This window comes from Polaribacter sejongensis, assembly GCF_038024065.1.
Lineage (GTDB): Bacteria > Bacteroidota > Bacteroidia > Flavobacteriales > Flavobacteriaceae > Polaribacter > Polaribacter sejongensis.
In genome coordinates this window covers 2332549-2352956 of record NZ_CP150667.1, presented here as the reverse complement: position 1 = coordinate 2352956, position 20408 = coordinate 2332549, and the positions used below count along the sequence as shown (strand labels likewise).

Genomic DNA, 20408 nt, shown 5'->3' with positions numbered 1-20408 from the left:
CATAGGTAACACATTTGTATTATTTTTTGAATTACTAACAAATATTTATGACTTTAGAATAAAGGTAATAAATGATGAATATCATCTTAACATTAGATAAAATACAAGTTAATACGGCGTTAAATTGGTTGTAAAGACTTATAGAGTATAAAATGTTACTAAAAGAGCTTTATTTTTATTAAAAACTTAATAAAAGGTGTTTTAGATTTATATTAAAGGAAAATATTTGATTTCAACATGACTATTAATTGTTTTGCTACAAATATAATTATACTTTTTTAACACTAAAAAGTGGTAAATAAAAGAAGATACCTATTAAAGAAAATACTAAACCTCCTATAGAACCTGCAGCAAATGAAAACCAGAAGGCTTCGTTTTGTCCATTCCAAATAAACGGAATTAAACCCACAATAGTTGATACAATTGTTAGAACTACAGGTTTTATTTTTGAATTAAAAGCTTTAAAGTAAAGACTTCTTAAATCTCTATTTGGAAATTGCATCTTTAAATTATTATAATCATTGATAATATACAAAGCAGAATTAACGCTAATTCCACATAATAAAATAAATGAAGCATAACCCCCTTGGTCAAAATTAAAATCGAACAGGTAGAAAGTTAAGAACACACCAATAAACGAAATTGGAATCATACTTATGATTGCAAAAGGTTGTTTAATTGATTCCAATAAAATAGCACATATAAATAAAATTATTCCAATGACTATAAATAAATAGTAATACTGAGCTTTGTCTTTCTTATTCCATCTGTTATATTTTTGCTCTGAAACCTTATATCCTAATGGTAACTTAGGTTTAAATTTCTCTATATTTTGTTCTCTTACTTTTTGGGCTAAAATTGCTGTGCCTAGAAAATCATATGTAACTGTTAAACTGTATTGTTGATTATTTTTTTTTATGGTATTACCTGTTTTCTTTTTTTCTATAGAAGCTAATTGACTCAGTTTGTATTGTTTGTTATTTATTAAAATAGGCGTGTTTTTAAGATCCCAAACACTAAATTTTTTGTAACGGTCAGAGATTAATTTTACACTTTGAAACTCATTATTTTGTATAATCGAAGTTAAATTACCAGAATGTACTTGATTTTTTAAATAACCATATAACTGTTGTTGAGAAACATTCTCAAAAGCAAGGCGCTTATCATCAAAATCTAAATAATATTCATACAAAGCATTATCACGCCAACCGCTACTGGTTATTTCTATATCTTTTACTCTAGAACCAGAACTATCAATAAGCTGTTGTTTTAGTTGTTTTGCATAACTATATAATTTATCATAATTATAGCCTTCTAAAATAATTCTGTTTTGTTTAGATCCAGTTCCTAAAGCATTAGAAAAACCTCGACCAACACCACTAACGGACCAATCTAAACCACCTAAACTAATGGCTTTAGATTCTAATACGTTTTTTAGAGTATAAGGAAAACTACCAAACTCAAAATCTTTTTTAAAATGAATTGAGATGTTAGAATTTCTATAACTCGATATCCTTGTTTCAAACAATTCAATTTCATCAAATTGACTAAGGTAAGATTCCATTTTTTTAATTGCCGTATTCAATTGTTTTATAGTACAACCATCTGGCATAGTACCAGTTACACGCAATGCTGTTCTTTCTGGTTCTGAATAATAGGAGTTTTCAAAAACATCTTCTGTAAAAAGGCGTAATGTACCCCCAATAATTTTTTCTAATGTTGGTCTTACATCATTTGAAAACCATTCATTTCCAATACTTTTGTTATATACATCGGTAAAAAAACCTTCTTCTTCAATTTCTTTTGGTAAAAAATGAAAAGGGATTCCAAAACCTAAAATAAAAAGCAAAATAAACGCCCATTTAAAACGAGGTCTTTTCATCCAGCAAATCATTCGGGTGTAAAAGTTTGTAAACTTTACAATTCTTCTTTTCCTTTTTCTTGAAAAAGAAAGCTGTTTTTTAGATACTTTAAATTTATTTAAAAGTGCAGGTACATAGTATAACGATACTAATAGAGATACACTTAAATTAATAGCAATTACCAAAGCAAAATCTAGTAAGTTGGCTTGCTGGTTTTCTTCTAATAAAAAAATAATCATTAATGCCCCTATAGTAGTTAAGGTTGCAGCTAAAATTGCTAAAAATGCCTTTTTATTCCCTTTATTTCGAATGTGGTCTATCATAATGATACTATTGTCTATAATAATACCAAAAGAAATAGTTATTCCTGCAAATGAATATAACTGTAGTTCAACATGTAACAAGTAATAAAAAATAACTGCAATTAATAGATTTGTTATAATGCTTAAAAATAAAATAGCTAGATATTTAAAACTTCTATTAATTAATAAGATTAATACTAATAAAATAAGAAAGGAAAATAAGGTTCTACTTTGTATTTTTTGTAACTCCTCAACTACATACTCAGTACTATCTTGTGTAAGTTTAATAGTATATCCAGTGTCTATTTGATTATTTAAAGCAATCACTTTTAACTTTACGGTGTTTGCTAAATCAATCGTATTAACATTTTGTTCTGCGTATACAGTAATATTAATAGTGTTTAATCCATTAATTCTGTAATAACTATTTACAGCACCTTCTTTATACTTAACAGTTGCTATATTTCGTAAATAAATGACTCTATTGCCTATCTTCTTAATAGGAATGTTATTCCAATCTATAATTTTGGCTATTTTGTACCCTAAATTTAAAGATATTTCAGAATCATAATTATCCGTATTTGTTCTAAAAACACCTTTGCCCAATTCTTGTGTTTTTAAATAAGTATTAATTCCTTGTTGAATATCTTTTACAGATACTTTTAACTGCATCAGTTTATTTGTATCGTATTCTATTACCCATTCAAAAGGAGCTGCCCCATAAACATTTACTTTATTTACGCCTTTAAGTTTTGCTAGTTTTGGTATAATATGTTTTTCTGCATATTTTTTAATAAAATAAGAGCTTTCATTTGCATTTACACTGTAGGATAAAATAGGAGATTTATTTTCATTGGCAGCACTTAAAGATAAATTAGGATAGCTAATACCATCTGGAAGTTCTGAATAAGACTGGCGAATTAGGTTTGCAAGTTCAAACCGAACCGCATCCATATTTACGTTTTTTTTAAATTTAAGAGAAATACTTCCTTTGCCTTTGTCTGAATTTGAAGTAATTGATTTTATTCCTTTAACTGTATTAAAAACACCTTCTAGTTTTGCTGTTACTTCTTGCTCTATCACTTTTGCAGAAGCATCTTGCCAGTTATAACTTATATTAATTGAAGGTAGTGTTTTTGAGGGGGTTAATTGCAAGCTTAATAAAGGTATTAAGCTAGCCCCAACAATAGAAAGACATACAAAAATGGTAATGATAGAAAATGAAGAGAGTGTACGTTTCATTTGCTTAACACTTTTAATTTACAGCTTTCAATAAACGACTCCAATTAAACTCCCCACCATAATTAGAATACAACACACATTGTACTTTACCTATAATGTTCTCTTCTGGGACAAAACCCCATTTACGAGAATCTAAAGTTCCTTTTCTATTATCTCCCATCATAAAATAATAATCTTGCTTAAATGTGTAATAAGTAGCTTTTTGACTATCAATATAATAAAAACCATCTATTTCTTCTATTTTACAACCTTCTGAGCTATTGATTGCTCTTTTATATATTGCAAACGTTTCTTTGTTTAAAATTATTTTCATCCCTTTTTTGGGGATTATTATGGGACCCATATTATCAAAACCCCATTGTAAGCTTGGTAAGTTAACAAATAGTTTTTTTTGAGCAAAAGTATCTATCTGTATACTTACAGAATCAATATAGTCTTGTTTTTTTAGATGTTCTAATTGAGAGGCTGTTAAACTTGCCAAATTGAATTTATTGTAACTGTTTTTCAAAATAACGTTGTTTGAAAACGAATCTAAGGCTTTATATAAAGTGGCTTTATTTTCAGCTTTAAATTTATAGTTATTTTTAACAGATCTTGGCTCAATAAATTCGTTATTATTTGTATAAATAGTACCGTTTTTTATTTGTAATGTATCACCAGGCAAGCCTATACAACGTTTAACTAAAATAAATTGCTTGCTCCAAGTAGAATTAAATACAAAAATATCACCTTGTTTAATATTTGTAATGCCAGAAAGCCTTTTGTAAGACCACCAATTCTCTTTTATTCTTTTTTTTGCATTGTCATTGAAATAAAAAGCAATATTGACAAAAGGGATATCAAATGGAGAGCGTGGTAATCTGGGACCATATTTTAGTTTATTAACCATAATTACATCTCCACTAAATAAAGTGTTCTCCATTGAAGAACTGGGTATTTTAAATATATCAAAAGTAAGTGTTTTAGCACCTATAATTGGAATAAAGACAATACACACACTTATTAGATATTTTAATATTCCAGGTTTAAAAGCTTTAATAAATTTATAATAAATTATAATTTGTAAGATTAGAAATATAACCAACCACCATAAACCAAAAAGAAAAAGAAGTGAACTAAATAACAGAAGTACAAATATGTAAATTTTATCGGTCATTTATATTAAATTGTTTGAAATATAAGTTTTATTTATATACGAAATATTAGACTATGAACTTAAAAATGTTTGTTACACCATTTTTTGCATAATAGAATAGATACTAAATTTTTAATTTAGTTGAATGATTTAGCTTCTTATTTTTGTGGTTTACTTTCTTTACTTTTGTACTCTATTCTTTTTTAAATTCATTAATGTATAAATTTTTAATCTCATTTGATTTAGTTGGGTTTCCCATCAATATTATTTCATTTTTTTTATTTGTAAGAACAGTTTCAAAATGGTCCGATTTATTCATAAAGGTGTTTAATTTCAGGAATTCGTTATTACTATCTAAAAAAAAATGGGTATTTAAAGAAAAATCGGATGATGCATTATAAGTATATTTAAGAAGTCCAAAATCATCTGTAGATTGACATATTAAAATTATTGGAATATTGTATTTTCTAAATTCTAAACTTAATTTCTTCCATTCCTTAATATTCTGAACACAATCACCACAGGATGCATTTATCTTCGAAAACACCTTATATTTCGAATTTAAAATAGTTAATGAATCAGCTAAATAATTTGAAAAGGGTGCGTATATCATCAAACTGTCAGGTAGAATAAGTTTTTTACCTAAAGTACGGTCTATTGTGAATTTCAATGATTCTGTTTTATCCTCTTTTTTTTTGGAGCAAGATAGCATAGCAATTATAAAAATAAATAATATTAAATACTTTTTAACTGTTAATAATTTATACGTCATTTAGTTTATTTTAGATTCTATGATAAATCCAGTTTCAATGTCATAAGAGTAGATAGTACTATCATCGTCAGAGATTCCCAATGTATAAATATATCTATCTAACGTTATTTTTTTTATAGGGTTTCCATCCCAATCATAAACATACACTTGTTTTCCGTAAGTCCATTTTTTTCTATCTGCTTCTGATCTATTTTTCCTTTGATGTCCTGAAAATATTAAATATATATATTTATTAGTAACAGCACCATTAATGAAGGACTTTTGGGTAGTTTTACTTTTACCCATATAAAAAAAGTTTTGGTTTTTTTCTTGAGTATAATTTACATCAAATTTTTGTGGACCTTGTATGGAAATACATTTTTCTGATTTCAAATCATAAATCTCAATTAAATCTGAGTATCTATACCCTAAAACAACTTTATCTCCTGTTGGTTTTGAAAATATGGTAGATGTATAAATATCTGAAATAGTTTCTAATTTAATTTTTTTGGAAACATTTACATATTTCCCGTAACTGTTTGTTGATTTACTTGAAGTTAAGTTTAAGTTTTCAAACTTAGAAGAAGTTGGGGATAGTTTACTTCTAATTCCAACAAACTTAAGACTATCTATAAAATCAATTTTGTAATAATTTTCATTCAATTTTTTTACGTTTGGGTTTGAAAAAGTGTTGTGAGCTATTGCCTTGTTCTTATTGGTTGTAAGTATTTTGTTTGATGTAGCGTCATAAACCCATAAACTATTGCCAAGGACACCTCCAGAAGCTGCGGAGATTACTTCATGAGGACCATTACCTTTTTGTAAGTAACCATCTCCAAGTATACCCGTATTTAAAGAGTAGTTACTGAAAATGTATTGTGATTTTTTAGGGATATTAAAAAAAATTAAAGTTGAATCGATAAGTAATATTCTTCTAGGAATCCCAATCTTATAATCAACTAGATTTTTAAAAATAATATTATATTCTAAAGGAAACTCATTAAAATATTGTGTGTCTTTATTTAATTTAAGTTTATTAATATTATTTTCTTTACATGAGCTAAATTGTTGAATACAAATCAACATTATTATCATTGTTCTAATTTTCATCATAGAAATTTTACTGATTTATAGTTAATCCAAAATAAAAGTTTGGTTTAAATACTTTTTTAAAGTATAATACATACCTCTTTTTTTAAGGAAGTATGTATTATAAATAGTTTACATACAATCTGCTAAAGTGTACCATGTGTCTGGTTCACAGTCATAAGCAATATAGGCGTGACCATTTTGAATGAATGTACAGCCAGGTGCATCCCATTCGTCACTACATATATCACCATCATCATATTCTGCATTGGCAACATTTATTGCAATTAAACTAGCCAAAGTACTATCATTGTTTTTAACGTAGTTTGTGTTCATAAACATTGTCATAGCAAATGCACAAACTCCTATTATTCCTATTATTTTTTTCATTTTATTAAATTTTATTAAATTTTAATTATTTCTTCTCTAAAGTCTAAAAAGGAAATACTACTTTTACAAAATATTAAATAGCTTAATTTTTTAAAACAACTATTTAGTCAATAAATAATTAAAGACTTCCTCTGGGTATTTTGGCTTATTACATAGGCATATTTTTAGTTAAACGATTAGGTGATGCTATTTTTTAATTATATATAAATAATACCTGGAGGGTTTTTTACAAAACACCTAAACCTACAATAATTATCCTACAAAGAAAACACATGGGAGGGACAATTTTTGTCCCTTTGTTATTCTTTTAAAAGATATTTATTACACTTTCTACAATAGACTATATTAAAACCTTCTTCTCGTAAATTTAAGAGCATTCTTTTTATCGTTCTACTGCTGCACTCATAATCATTTGCGATTTTTTTTAGATTAAACAATCTTTCTTGCTCTATTAAATATAATAAGTGTTTTTCTTTTTCTTTTCTTTCAGGGTATGTCATAGCTTTTTTTATTAATCTTCGAGTATGCTTTTAAAATCTTGCACTAAAGGAGTCTTTTTTATAAAATTATATAAGGTTAACTGTTGTACTTTATAATAGAGGTTCCAATAACTTTGTAAGGCTTGTATATAATTTTCATTGGCTATTTGCCAAGCTTTTCTAGAAGAGGTTAAATTTAAAAAATCTACATTTCCAGACAGAAACCGTTTTTCTGTTAAACTATAAGACTCTTTTGCTATTTCACTGGTGCGTAATGCACCAAGAACTAGTTCATTTTGTAAATTAAAATCTAAAACGTTTAAAGTAACATCTTGCTTATAGGTATCTTCATTCTGTTGCAACTCAATATCTACCACCTCTTTATTCATTTTTGCAGTTTTTATATTCCCTTTTCGTTCTCCCCAATCTAATACGGGTACACTTAATTGTATGGCTACAATCTGCTGGTCTAAAAAACGCCCATAAGCATCTACAAACGTATTGGCTTGTTGGTTTAAACCGTAGCTTGCTGTTAATGATAAATCGAACCTGTTTTCTTTAACAGCTTTGTCTAAATCTCTTAAAGCGGTTAGTTTTCTAATTTTTAAATTAAGAATATCAGGGTTGTTCTTATAAGCAAGATCTAGCGCTTTATTAATATCTATATGTAAATTTGAGATCAATTCGGGTAATTCAGGCACTGCATTTTCTGGTAATTGATCTCTTAAAAATAATTTGAGTGCAGCTTTTGTTTTTTGTAAAGTTTGTAAATTTTGAGTTAAATTCGTTTTTGCGTTATATACATCTAATTCTAAATTAAGAAGGTCGTTACGTTCAATAGCAATAATATCATAACGCTTTTTACCTATACTGAATAATTTTTCTGCGGTAGTTTTATTCTCTTTTGCTATTTCGACATTTTTACTTGCCAAAGCCCAATTAAAAAATAAAGAAACCGATTTTAAATTAATAGTTTGTAGTTCGTATAGAAAATCTTTTTTTGCTTTTTCAAAGGCTAATGGAGCTGTTTTTTTTTGCCATTTAAAAGCATTAAATGCCATAATAGGTTGTGATAAACCAATTCTAATGGGGGTTGTGTTGTAGCTTTCATATGCAGAATCTCCAAAGTTTTCTAACCGATTAAAGCTGGAGTTCATATAAATATTAGTACCTGTTGCCCCAATATTTTGGCTTATAGATAAATTTGCATAACTATTAATAGTTTGTTGTTGCCTAAAAACATCTATGTTTTGCTCAGAATCATAACGTTCAACTAAAGCACTGTTATAGGTAAATGGTTGGGCAGTAAAGTTTATTTTTGGTAATAAGCTAGATTTAAACGATTTAAACTCCCAATAATTAACCCCGTATTGTCTTTTAGCTTTAAAAACATCTAACGAATGTTTACTTGCCGTATTTAAAACATCAATAAGCGTAGTTTTTTGTTGTATTGCTATATCATTTTTATTTTGTTGGGCAGTTATTATTGTGCAACTTAAAATAAGTCCTATAACAATTATTTTATTTTTTATTTTTCTATTCATAATCTTATTTTTTAGCAAAGTAATAATAACAAAGAGGAATAAAATAAAGACTTACCAAAGTACCTAAAAGCATACCGCCAATTAATGCCACTGCTAATGGTGCTTGCAATTCTGCACCCAAACCACCAGAAAATAATAAAGGTACTAAGGCGAGTATGGTTGTTAAACTTGTCATTAATATTGGTTTTAAACGCCTTTGTCCTGCAACTAGCATAGCTTTTATTAATGAAAACCCTTGACGTTGCAGTTGAATGATAGTATCTAATTTTAGAATAGAATCATTAATAATAATACCACTCATTACCACAATACCTATCATTGACATCAAATTAATACTCATGCCAAAAAGTTTTAGAAATAAAAATGCACCTGCTAAATCTATGGGGACTTCTAATAATATAATAAGAGGTAAAACAAAAGATTCAAATTGTGAAGCTAAAATAAAATACAGTAAGATCAATGATATTAAAAGGACCACCTTTAACTCTCCCATCAATTCTTGATTAGAAAAATAGCTACCTGAAAAACTGACATCATACCAAGAGTTATTACCTGCTACTTGTGTTACACTATTAATCGTTCTTTCAATATTTTCTTCTTTTACAATTAAATCTATCGGATAGTATTCTCCTTCCATGCCACCAGAGATACTTTTTAAATCTGCTGCTTTTACCACCTTAATAAAATCTTTTACTTGAAAAACAGCACTATCCTTTGATTTTACAGTAGTTTCAGTTAAAATTTCTTGAATGTGTTTAGTGTTTCCTCCTAAAATTACGGGGGTAAAGTTTTGATTGCTTACAATAGAAAGTACTTCACGCTCATTAAAAGCGCTTTTTAGCGTGTTAAAAAGTGTATTTGAAGAAATGTTGTAGGTAATTAGCTTTTCTTGATTAGCAACAAGTGTCATGTTTTCTTGCCATGCAATTGGTGTTAATTCAATTCCTTCAGTATTTTCCTGAACTTGATACCATATTTTTTTTAATTGATTATTTTGCTCATGTCCTAAATTCTCTACATTTCGTAACCTTGCCACCAAAGGTGCTTCTTGGTTTGAAAAAATTAAATTAAAAATATTATCAACCTCTTTGTATTCATAGACAATGTTCGTATATGTGTTGTCTAAAACATCATTTAATTTCGATTGAATATTTAACAACTCATCTTGCGTATTTGTTTGTAGATAAATAGTGGTTTCTGATGTTTTAGCATTCGAATCTTTATCTAACAAAAACTGTTGCGTACCTACCAAAGCGGTTTGATTGACTAAGTTTTCTTGTAAAGGCTCTATTAAATCAAGTACCCGACGTTTATTTTCTTCAACGTTTATTTGTTCATTCCAATCTATTTTTAGTAAGGTTTCATTGCTTGTAAGTGCCGGCATTTGTGTTTTTGGTAATACATTAAACAAACCTATGGCAACTAATAATAAAAGAATACTGATACTCCAAGCTACTTTTTGTTTTCTCATTACCCAACGAAATCCTTTTTCGTATAAAGCCTCATAATCTATGGTGTTTGTTTTAGCTAAAAACCGAGTTATTTTATCAACTTTAGAATCGTCTTTTAAATGAAATAAACGATACAATACAGGTAATAAGGTAACAGAAACCAATAACGACACAAACAAACCGATACTTATAGCCATTGCTTGGTCGTAAAATAATGTTCCACTAATACCACTTAAAAAAACCAAGGGTAAGAATACTGCACAGGTGGTTAATGCTGAACTTAGTAGTGGTTTTAAAACTTCATTGGTTGCTAAAATACAGGCTTTAGACAATTTATAACCTCGTTCTCGATATTGTGTAATATTATCTATAACTATAATGGAATTGTCTATCATTAAACCAATTCCTAAAACCAATCCTGATAATGATATGATGTTTATTGAGATATCTAAAAGATGAAAAAACAACAAACAAATGATAATAGAAGTTGGAATGGTAATTCCTATTAACAAAGGCGATTTTATATTTTTTAAAAATATAAACATAATAACAAAAGCAAGAAGCATTCCCCATAATAGGCTTTGAAATAAATTATTAATAGCATAATCTAACAACTTCGTCTGATCTCTAGTAATGGAGAAGTTAATGGTAGGATAGTCTTTCTTTAAGTTTTTAATCAGCTTATTTAATGATTCTTTCAAATCATACATTCTAGCATCGCTTTGTTTTATAATAGCCATGGTTAATGCTTCATTACCATCAGACAAAACCAAACCTGTTCTTTTTTGCGGATGTTCTATAACTTCTGCTAGTTCTTTTAACTGAAAAACACGATTACTTTTACTGATATAAATGTTTTCAATATCTTTTATGTTATTTAATGAAGTACCTAAACGTACATCGTATTGATACTGATTGTCTTTAATTAACAAACTACCTATATCTAAATCATTTTTCTTAACCGCAGCTTCTATATCTTCTAAACTAATACCTAAAGCATCTAACTTATTTTGATTTGGTATTATTAAGATTTCCGGGGCAATTAAGCCACTTACGTCCACCATAGCAACCTCATTAACTTGCTCAATTCTTTTACGAATAACTTGGTTTGCAAAACGATTAAAATCTACAAATTCTTGCGAAACAAAATATGGGTTAGTATTCTTATTGATAGATTTTTTAATTGATTGAGCAGGCACTTTAACAGTCATGCTTAAATAAAATACTGGAATATCTGTAGCACTTGCCTTTATAACTTTAGGGCGCTGCATCGTTTTGGGTAAGCTTCCAATTATTCTATCTATTTTTTCGTTAACCTCTATAAATGCGTAGTCTATATTACTACCATGAGTAAAACTTAATCGGATAATTCCAGACTCATTATTAGACTCACTTTGTATGTCTTTTAAATGACTTACTTGCATTAAACGAGAACGCATTGGTTTTATAACGGCATCTTCAAGTTGTCTTGCAGACATATTATCTGCTTGTACTTGTACCGTTATTTCTGGAATGTCAATATCTGGCATTAAAGATATAGGTATAAACCCAAAAGCATACAACCCTAAAATAATGAACCCTAAAGCAGTCATTAGAGTTGCTATAGGTTTATGTATTAAAAATTTAACCATAGTAGTTTTTTTGTAAATAACTAATTATTAGGTTTTATAGCGATTTCACTATCGTGTGCTAAATTCAAATTATCAGAAATAATAATGGTATCTCCTTGCTGTAAAGATGCACTACTTTTATCTGGATGTGGAATTACAGCATATTCCTTACTGTTTTCTATAGTAGTTTGTATGTAAGTCCAATATGCTTTACCCTTTTTAAGCGTAAATAAAACTTCTTGATTATCTCTTAGAACAACGGCAGATTTAGGTACGACAAATTGATTTGGAATGTCTTTTTGAATAAATATTTTTACATTCATCCCTTCTAACAAGTCACCATCATTTTTCACTTTTGCTTTAATTAAAATGGTACCATCTTTTTCTATTTGTGGGTTTATAGTGGTAACATAGCCTTTATATGTTTTGTTTAAAGCAAAAGGTTGCATCGTTATTTTATCTTTTTTCTTAATGTCTTTTAGTTCAGATTCTATAACATAAAACTCTACTTCAAAAACAGCGTCATTAATTAAGGTTATAAATTCTTTTCCTGCATTAATTTGCTCATGTTTTTTACTTATCACATTTGCAACTTTACCACTAAAAGGTGCAATTAATTTTGTGGATTTTAAATCAAATTGTGCATTTTCTAATTGATGTTGTGCATTTTTATAGCCAGATTTTATAGCCATCATGTCATATTCTTTTTTATTAGAATCATCTATATTATTAGCATTAAAACCTCTGCGGACTTGTAAGTCTTCAAATTCTAAAGTAGCTTGTTTTAAATCTATTTTAGCTTTATTTACTTTTTGTTGATAGGTAAATGCATTTAAAGAGGCTAGTATTTTACCTCTTTTTACATAGTCTCCGTTTTTAATATAAATATTGGCTAATTTTTCGCTAACATTAAATTTTAGAGCACTTTTTTCTAAGGCTATTAAACGTCCGTTGCTAACTAATTCTTTTTTAAAAATGCTACTTTTTAAAATCATAATGTTTACCTCATTTTTATCTTGGAGGTATTTCTTTTTTTGAATGAGTTCTTCATTTTGTTTAGGTTGTTCTTTTTTACAAGAGACACATACAACTGCTAAAAGAACTAAAAGTATTTTTACGAGAACATTTAAATTAACTTTCTTTAACATATATTTAAAAATCTTAATTATTTAATACTATCAATTTCTTTTGGATACGGAACTTTTCCTTTTATGATTAACTTTTTTGGTGAATCTTTACCATTATAAAACACGGTAATCGTTTTATTAAAACGACCAGGGTATTTCGCATCATAAATCACTCTAATTTCACCTCCTTCTCCCGTTTTTATAATCTTTTTAGGATATTCAGGCACTGTACAGCCACAGGTAGCTTTTACATCTTTAATTACGATTGGGTTTTCTCCTGTATTAGAAAAATTAAAAATAGCTGTGGCTTCTTTTTTTGAAGGTATTACTCCGAAATCATACAATTCAGCTTTAAAAGAAATATTTGAGTTTTTACCACTTACTAAAATTTCTTCTCTTTTATTTTTTGAATTGCAGGAAAAAACTAGTAATATCAAGAAAAAAGGAGTTATTTTAAATATCTTTTCAGATGTCTTTTTTACTCTATTGTATTTTTTAATCATTTTTTGTTAGAGGTTTTTTAATTAGTAATTTTTTCATGGCTGCCTTTATTTCTTCAATAGCAGTTGAAGGTATTTTAACTTTCTTGTTTAGTATTTTTTTAGCTAACACTTTTGCTTTTTCATTCTGTCCACTTTCTTCATATAGTTTTGCCTGTAAATACAGTGGGTAAAAACGCACAGGAATCATATTTTCCGCGTGTTTATAAGCTATTTCTGCTTTATTATATTCTTCTAAGTTTTTATATGAATCTCCCAGAGCGGTTTCAATAATCGTTGTATTTAAATGTTTTTTAGCCTGTTCTAAAATTTCTACAGCTTTTTTATCGTTTTTATAAAGAGATAATGCTTTACCATAGTTCATTAAAAACTCGCCATTACTTTTTAATTGTGGGTAGGCACTTTCATATTCTTGTATAGCACTTTCATAATCTCCATATTGATAACTTTCCAAAGCATATTTCCAAGTTTTAAAACTTGCGTTCACTTTATTTATATATTTAAAACTTATGATAGTAATTCCTAAACATCCAGCAACTGCTATAGCTTTAATTAATAGTTTCGAGAAATTAGTTTTAATATTTTTGAATAGTTGTATCTTTTCACTATTTAAAGAAGATAGAATCGCCAATAAAACAACTATTACCAGTTTTATTGGTAAAATTTGCATAGGATAGGAAAAAAAAGCAAAGACACAAATGGATAATAAACTTGTTTTTACAATATTATTTAAACATTTATTTTCTTTTTTAGTTGAAGTATTTAAAATTAAATACAGAATTACTATTAATAGTATGAAACCAACGATTCCGTTTTCTGTAATAAATTGTATAAATTCATTAAATGCATAATAAGTATTATCTGCGACTAAAGCTTCTGCTGTTTCTCCCATTTCAGCAAAATAATGTGCTTGAGCATTCATATAATAAACTTTAAATCGATCAAAACCAACTCCAAAAACTGGATTGTCTTTGATGATTTTAGTTGAAATTTTCCAAATAAAAAGTCTACCATCTGAAGACCCTTTTTTTAAGTTATAAACTCCAGATAAGGCTAGTGCAATAATTAAGGAAGTGGTAATAATTAAAAATGTTTTTTTAACTTTAGTGAGCTGCTTAAGCTTCTTTTTTATGATTTGATAACGTAATTCGAATATAAAGAAACTCGTTATTATAATAGCCAACCATGATGCTCTAGATTGTGTTGCTGGAATAACGATAATAATACTCACTATACCAATTAAAGGTATGTACTCGAATACATATTTAATAATAGTATTTATTGTCAAATAGTATTTACTTTTTATATTAGAAGACAAATAACTAATTACTTTTTCTTTAAAAAGATAGAACCCTAAAGCAATAGAGAAAACGATTGTTAAAAAACCAGCATAAGGTCCAGGGTTAAAAAAACTACCTGTTAAATTGAATCCAGAATGGTTAGATGTGTAATAACCTAATAATTGTAAGTTACCATAAATTGCTTGTATAATTCCAGAAATTATAACTCCTAACAATATCCATAGAAATATTCTTATAGATAAAGTTCTTAGAATTACATAAAATAAGGAAAGTCCAATAAGTTCTATAAATCGAATTGAAAAACTGTATTCATTCTGAATAAAATACCTGTTAAATAAAATATATAAAACTAAAATGGAAAGATAAACATCTATTTTTGAAATAATAAGTTTACTAATAGGTGTTTTCTTAAATAAGAATTGAATGAGCCAGAAACAAAATAAAACAATTAATCCTTTTATAAGGAAAATAGTTTTTGAATTTATCGTAGAATTAACCAAAGAAGAATCATTAATAGACGGTATAAACAAAACAAGAAAGAATAGAGTAACACAAAATATCGATTTAATCCCTATTTTAAAATATTTTAAACTTTCTATCTTCTTAGTCATTACAGTTAGTTTAAAATTGTTAATAATTATCAAAACCTAACCATTTCTGATTACCATCTTTATCTACAGTAAAAACATGTTCTTCTTTACCTTTTGTAAGATTTCGTAACCAAAGTAAAGAGTTTTTAGGAACGTTATTGTAAGATAGTAAAGTGTCTTTAGCAATCTTCATTCCTAAAGAATTCCATGTTTTATCCCAATAAAACAATTCATAATTTTCACCTATATTTATATGATTATCATCATTTCTAGCTTGGAATTCAATAAAACCTATTGATTTTGGTGTATTTAATTTTAACCCAAAAGTAAAATCTTTTCCTCCTGAAAAAGATAAAGGGTTTTCATCATAAGCACCATTTTCCCATATATAAGAAATCGTATTTTCTTTAATTACTTTTCCTTCTAACTTGATATTGTCCTTGTCATAAAAAGTAAGTTTAGCTAAAAAAGATTCTTTTCCATTAGCATTAAAACGTATATATTTAAACTTCCTTTTAATATCTATGTCTATCTTATTAATTTGAGTACTAAGAAGATTTGATATTTCATGTAATTTTGTTGAATTTTTAAAGTTTGAATTGTTAGATCCTTCAAAAAAACCTGTATTAAGAGATTTTAACCAATTCATTTTATTTCTTTTTCTTGGTACAGTAAAACCAGTTTTTCTAGTTATCAAAACTGAATCTTGCTCATTTTTAATTGGTTTGAAAAAATGAGTGTTTTTATCTTTGTCAATAAAAAATGGATAATTAATAGGGGTAATTTGATTCTCATGAATTATAGCTGCTAAGTACAAGACATTAGTTCCTGTCCTTTTAAAACTAAAAGTTTGACCATTATTGGTACTCCCATAAGCCACAGGCCTCCATTCGGTACTGGAATTAAAAATACATAAAAAAGGGTTACCATTTGGAGCATCAAAAGCATTATAAATTTCTAAATCTAACGTATTTACATACTCATCAGTAACATCAATTGTTAAAGGTGAAAAAGTGGAATTATTTTGATGTCTGTATAATAACCTATTTACCTTTGGAATACTTTCTTTAGAGTATTTAACTTTATTATCAACCTTTCCACCTACGTCAGTAGAATACTCTTGATTTCCATATTTAGTATAAATCCAAGAATGTCCACTCAGATTATGATTCCCCCATTGAGATACATAATCTTTAGAACAAATTAGACCTAAAGATCTAAAAACATTTACAAAATAATTAACTCCGTCATCACATGCTCCTAATTTTGATTTTTGGATTTGACTAATACTTAAGGATGGAGAGTAATGTTTCCTTATCTGTTCAAGATTAATAAACTTAAACTCTGATGTAACACTATCTAATATCGATTCAATAGTACCATTTTGATTAATTATTCGATAAACCCATGAGTATTTTTCAAACAGTTTTTTACGTGAATCACTCTCTAATGGTTCATTTGAACATCTATACGGCAAAATGTAATTACAAAAATCATCAAAACAAGCTCTCTTTTCCTTAGGAATTTTATACCAAGCTTTAAAAGCTAATTCTATATTATTAATAATAAATTCTGAACTTAAGTTTTCTATATCATAAATTCTTTTTGATTTTGTCCTTACGACCTTCTTTGACACTGAATCTAGCATGTTTTCAAAAATATCCCTTCTTAAAACACTATATGGATATTTTTGAATACTATCAAACACTTCTTCAAATCTAGTGTCAGGACTTATATATGAATGATAAGGCATGTTTTTTATAAGAAAAACAGCTGCTTTATACTTAAGAGTATCTCTTTGATTAGACTTGTAATGAGTTAATACTTTTTCTAATTCTAATCTGTTTTCTCCAGATAAATTTAAAGCAAAACTTAAAGATTGATCTGCTGAATTTTTACAAGTACAGAAAAGAAGAATAAAAGTACATATTAGTACTGTTAAATTAATTTTTTTCATAGCAATGTAAAGTTATTAAAAACTTGCTATCAAAAACTATAAACTATAGATCCTATTCTATAAATTAATACCCTTTTTAAGCAATGAACCAACTTATAACTATAGTTATTTTAAAATTTAAGTTTTTTAAAAAAATCAAATTTTTTTAATTTACTATTCCGTTTTAAAGATCTGTTGGTTTTTTTTTCTCAAGCAAGCGTTAAAAAAATCAACTGATCTTTAAAATGAGCCTCAGCGGCAGGCGTCATGTACAGTTTGTCTTTTTATATAAAAGTATAAGTATGTTTTTATATAAATATACAAAGTGATAATTATAAAAATATAAAGCTATAAGTCTACATTTATAGCTTTATACATTGTTCTTTCTCTATTAAAAAATCACCTTTTAAAACCTCTATTTTTTTTATTTATCTGTTTTTCTTGTTCTTCATAAGACAATAGCTTTTCAATTCCTTTTAAAGATAGTTTTCTGTCTATTTCAGAACCTTTTTTTCTTACTCCCTTAGCATCAGTAAAAGAAATACCACGACCTATTTTAGTTTGTATATTTTTATTTTTAAGGATAAAAACAACATCTTCAATACTGTCTGAAATATCTATTGCAGAAAAAACAGCTTCTTTAAGGTCTGTAGTATGTTTGTTGTTAGGCATAAATTCTTGATTCATTTTTAATGCTTCAAGCTTTCTACCCACTTTTCGTAAGTTATATTCTTTTTCAATAACTCTAGAGAAATCTTGACTTTTATAATGTGTAAAGCTATTTGAGATAGCTAAATTATCATCACCAATCCTTGTGCTTACTATGTGAACGTGTTCTTTATCTGTATTTTTTTCATGTAGGTAAACTGCAAACATATTATCTTGAAAACCTATTTTTAGAGCATATTTATTAGCAATATCAATCCAATCTTGGTTGTTTAACTTTCCTTTGTCTTCTGGAGCTGCTCTAATTTTTATATGAAACGTTTTATTAGTGCATCTATCATTCTGTGCTTCTTTTTCTTTTATTTGATTATAAATATCATTTGCACTTCCAAAACATTTATTAGTAGTTAAGACTTCACCCCCTTTTTCACAGTATAGTAAAGCGTTCTTTGTGAAAGAAATACTTTGTAGTTTTGTTATCATCTTTCTTTATCTAAATTCTCTAATTGTTTTTCTAAGGCTTCTTTTTGTAGTTGAGTATTGTATTGTTTGCTTAGTTTATGCACGTACTGTAATAATACCGTATCTTTTTGCTGAATATCATTTAGAGTTGAAACAATATTTTTAGATATTTTATTATTTTTAGAGTAAGCATCTAAAAAAACATACTGATAGAACAACTCATATTCATCTCTTTCTGTTTTAATAGCACTATTTTCTGTTAAATAAATCGGTATATATTTAAATCCAGAAGATGCTATAAAAATAAAAGCGATAGTAATAAGTAAAAGCTTAGATGAAAACGGGGTGTCCTTTCCAAACAAATAATATTCTTTTTTTTGATGAATTACCTTTGGTTTATTACCTAATAATTCTATTTTTTTTTCTAAATCTATTATATGAGAATTCATAGTTGTTTGACTTTTAATTAGCATATTTTGATTAGAAACTATTCGTTCTTCTAATTCAATGAATTCCGCGAAAGTTTCGCATTCAACTTGACTATCACTAATAATATTAACGTTACCAGATAGAGCGTCTAATTTGTCACATACGTTTTGCATTAAATACAATACTTTTTTGTTTTCTTCCATATTAGTTAAGTTTAGATTGTATATCAATAATGTGTTTTTTTAATTCTTCAATATCATTTATTATCAAATCTTCATCTGTTAATTTTAACTTGATTCCTGAATTTAATTTTCGAGAGATTTGATTCAAATTATTACCTATTTTATAAAGTTGTAATGTGTAATTTTTGGTCTCTAAGTGTTTTTGTTTTACTTCTAAAATTGGTTTACCTAATTTTTCGAGAACACATTGTCGGATGTAGAAAGAGGCTTTAACTTGTAATAATTCACATTGATTATTTAGTAGAATTTTATCATTAAAATCTAAATAGAATACTATTCTAGTCTTATTTTGATTATTCATTATTTTATATTTCTTTAGTTTGTTTTTTTCTATGAGCATTTTTATGCGAATAGCAAGATTTGATTAAAAGTGCACGAAGTGAGCACGTTAATCACACCTTGCTAAGAACTGACTGCTTTAATTTCGATGCGCTAAATAGTGATTTAGGTCATTATGTTTTTTATAATAGACTCTATTGTCTATGATTTTACTATTTATATTTTCTAATAGAAAATCTGTAGCTTTATTTCCACTTTCATCATTATCAAAAAACAGTTTTATTAAAGCATAATTATCTAGTAAACCAATCGTCTTTTTCACTAAAGAAGTAGAGTTAAGTATGATGAAATTCTCTTTTGGAATTTCTTTTTTCAAGGTGAGATAAGAAAGGAAATCCGACGAAGATTCAAATAATGAAACGACATCAGAATTATTATTTATGGTTGTTATTTCTTTTTTACCTAAGCAACCTTTAAAAAATTTATTTCTAATTTCTAATCCGCCCATATCATTCATAAAACCAATTCCGTACAATTCTTTTCCATTAGAAAAAGAGTAATGAACTTGAAAACAAAATTTTTTAGCAAATTTCAAATTGATTTTCCTATTGCTTAAATAATCCAATAACTTTTGATTTGTTAATTCAGTTACTTTTTTAATAGAGTAGGTGGGGTTTGTCTCGTTCTTAATTTGTTTTTTTTGCTGGTGAATAAGAAAAGTATCTTCAGATAAAATGACTAAGGCTTCTTTAATTGAACAATTATTGTATTTCATTACAAAGTCAATTATTGTGCCTCCAACTCCTTCTGCAAAATCATACCAGACGTTTTTAGTAATATCAATTTTAAAAGAAGGTGTTTTTTCGTTATTCCTAAAAGGAGAGTAATACCAAACGTCTTTTGTAGTTTTTTTACCAACCCTAAACCCCTGTTTGAATATATAAGAATTCATTTCTATAGTTTTAGCTATTTTACAATTCATTTTTTTATTTTTTTGTGGTTTTTATCTTACCCATCTTAC

At 27.3% G+C, this 20408-nt stretch carries 15 protein-coding genes; all 15 read right to left on the bottom strand.

The window, feature by feature from the left end; all coding sequences use genetic code 11:
• Positions 1-268: 268 nt before the first annotated feature.
• Positions 269-3406, bottom strand: coding sequence for an efflux RND transporter permease subunit (locus tag WHD08_RS09800; RefSeq protein WP_165733834.1), 3138 nt, complete (start codon positions 3404-3406; stop codon positions 269-271).
• Between the two features lie 13 nt (positions 3407-3419).
• Positions 3420-4562 (bottom strand): signal peptidase I, encoded by a 1143-nt coding sequence (lepB, locus tag WHD08_RS09795; RefSeq protein WP_240915498.1) that lies wholly within the window; start codon positions 4560-4562, stop codon positions 3420-3422.
• Positions 4563-4734: 172 nt separating this feature from the next.
• Positions 4735-5313, bottom strand: coding sequence for a hypothetical protein (locus WHD08_RS09790; RefSeq protein WP_165733832.1), 579 nt, complete (start codon positions 5311-5313; stop codon positions 4735-4737).
• Entirely contained in the window at positions 5314-6405 is a 1092-nt protein-coding gene (locus tag WHD08_RS09785; protein ID WP_261971900.1) for a TolB-like 6-bladed beta-propeller domain-containing protein, read from the bottom strand.
• A 108-nt stretch (positions 6406-6513) separates the two neighbouring features.
• Positions 6514-6717: a hypothetical protein gene (locus WHD08_RS09780; protein WP_165733830.1), complete on the bottom strand. Its 204-nt coding sequence runs from the start codon at positions 6715-6717 to the stop codon at positions 6514-6516.
• A 565-nt stretch (positions 6718-7282) separates the two neighbouring features.
• Positions 7283-8794 carry a TolC family protein gene (locus tag WHD08_RS09775; RefSeq protein WP_165733828.1) on the bottom strand — a complete coding sequence of 504 codons (1512 nt, stop codon included), beginning with the start codon at positions 8792-8794 and terminating at the stop codon, positions 7283-7285.
• A gap of 4 nt (positions 8795-8798) precedes the next feature.
• Positions 8799-11876 carry an efflux RND transporter permease subunit gene (locus WHD08_RS09770; protein ID WP_165733827.1) on the bottom strand — a complete coding sequence of 1026 codons (3078 nt, stop codon included), beginning with the start codon at positions 11874-11876 and terminating at the stop codon, positions 8799-8801.
• Positions 11877-11896: 20 nt separating this feature from the next.
• Positions 11897-12850 (bottom strand): efflux RND transporter periplasmic adaptor subunit, encoded by a 954-nt coding sequence (locus tag WHD08_RS09765; protein ID WP_208890972.1) that lies wholly within the window; start codon positions 12848-12850, stop codon positions 11897-11899.
• A 170-nt stretch (positions 12851-13020) separates the two neighbouring features.
• Entirely contained in the window at positions 13021-13485 is a 465-nt protein-coding gene (locus tag WHD08_RS09760; protein ID WP_165733825.1) for a DUF1573 domain-containing protein, read from the bottom strand.
• Positions 13478-15394, bottom strand: coding sequence for an O-antigen ligase family protein (locus WHD08_RS09755; protein WP_340832383.1), 1917 nt, complete (start codon positions 15392-15394; stop codon positions 13478-13480). The genes WHD08_RS09760 and WHD08_RS09755 overlap by 8 nt, the downstream gene beginning before the upstream one ends.
• A 19-nt stretch (positions 15395-15413) precedes the next feature.
• Positions 15414-17330 carry a hypothetical protein gene (locus WHD08_RS09750; protein WP_165733822.1) on the bottom strand — a complete coding sequence of 639 codons (1917 nt, stop codon included), beginning with the start codon at positions 17328-17330 and terminating at the stop codon, positions 15414-15416.
• Between the two features lie 378 nt (positions 17331-17708).
• Complete coding sequence (locus tag WHD08_RS09745) at positions 17709-18458, bottom strand: relaxase/mobilization nuclease domain-containing protein (RefSeq protein WP_165733821.1); 750 nt, start codon at positions 18456-18458, stop codon at positions 17709-17711.
• Positions 18455-19069: a hypothetical protein gene (locus WHD08_RS09740; RefSeq protein ID WP_165733820.1), complete on the bottom strand. Its 615-nt coding sequence runs from the start codon at positions 19067-19069 to the stop codon at positions 18455-18457. Before WHD08_RS09740 ends, WHD08_RS09745 begins: the two co-directional genes overlap by 4 nt.
• Position 19070: 1 nt before the next feature.
• Positions 19071-19448, bottom strand: coding sequence for a plasmid mobilization relaxosome protein MobC (gene mobC / locus WHD08_RS09735; protein ID WP_165733819.1), 378 nt, complete (start codon positions 19446-19448; stop codon positions 19071-19073).
• Positions 19449-19526: 78 nt separating this feature from the next.
• The gene (locus WHD08_RS09730) at positions 19527-20369 is read right to left on the bottom strand and encodes a toprim domain-containing protein (protein WP_165733818.1); all 843 of its coding nucleotides are present in this window, start codon (positions 20367-20369) and stop codon (positions 19527-19529) included.
• Positions 20370-20408: the final 39 nt, after the last annotated feature.

Bases quoted from the DNA above. Each gene is read 5' to 3' on its own strand.
- WHD08_RS09745 (WP_165733821.1), bottom strand. From the start codon at position 18,458: ATGATAACAAAACTACAAAGTATTTCTTTCACAAAGAACGCTTTACTA.
- WHD08_RS09730 (WP_165733818.1), bottom strand. From the start codon at position 20,369: ATGAATTGTAAAATAGCTAAAACTATAGAAATGAATTCTTATATATTC.
- lepB (WP_240915498.1), bottom strand. From the start codon at position 4,562: ATGACCGATAAAATTTACATATTTGTACTTCTGTTATTTAGTTCACTT.
- WHD08_RS09780 (WP_165733830.1), bottom strand. From the start codon at position 6,717: ATGAACACAAACTACGTTAAAAACAATGATAGTACTTTGGCTAGTTTA.
- WHD08_RS09785 (WP_261971900.1), bottom strand. From the start codon at position 6,405: ATGATGAAAATTAGAACAATGATAATAATGTTGATTTGTATTCAACAA.
- WHD08_RS09775 (WP_165733828.1), bottom strand. From the start codon at position 8,794: ATGAATAGAAAAATAAAAAATAAAATAATTGTTATAGGACTTATTTTA.
- WHD08_RS09765 (WP_208890972.1), bottom strand. From the start codon at position 12,850: ATGATTTTAAAAAGTAGCATTTTTAAAAAAGAATTAGTTAGCAACGGA.
- WHD08_RS09760 (WP_165733825.1), bottom strand. From the start codon at position 13,485: ATGATTAAAAAATACAATAGAGTAAAAAAGACATCTGAAAAGATATTT.
- WHD08_RS09755 (WP_340832383.1), bottom strand. From the start codon at position 15,394: ATGACTAAGAAGATAGAAAGTTTAAAATATTTTAAAATAGGGATTAAA.
- WHD08_RS09750 (WP_165733822.1), bottom strand. From the start codon at position 17,330: ATGAAAAAAATTAATTTAACAGTACTAATATGTACTTTTATTCTTCTT.
- mobC (WP_165733819.1), bottom strand. From the start codon at position 19,448: ATGCTCATAGAAAAAAACAAACTAAAGAAATATAAAATAATGAATAAT.
- WHD08_RS09770 (WP_165733827.1), bottom strand. From the start codon at position 11,876: ATGGTTAAATTTTTAATACATAAACCTATAGCAACTCTAATGACTGCT.
- WHD08_RS09790 (WP_165733832.1), bottom strand. From the start codon at position 5,313: ATGACGTATAAATTATTAACAGTTAAAAAGTATTTAATATTATTTATT.
- WHD08_RS09740 (WP_165733820.1), bottom strand. From the start codon at position 19,069: ATGGAAGAAAACAAAAAAGTATTGTATTTAATGCAAAACGTATGTGAC.
- WHD08_RS09800 (WP_165733834.1), bottom strand. From the start codon at position 3,406: ATGAAACGTACACTCTCTTCATTTTCTATCATTACCATTTTTGTATGT.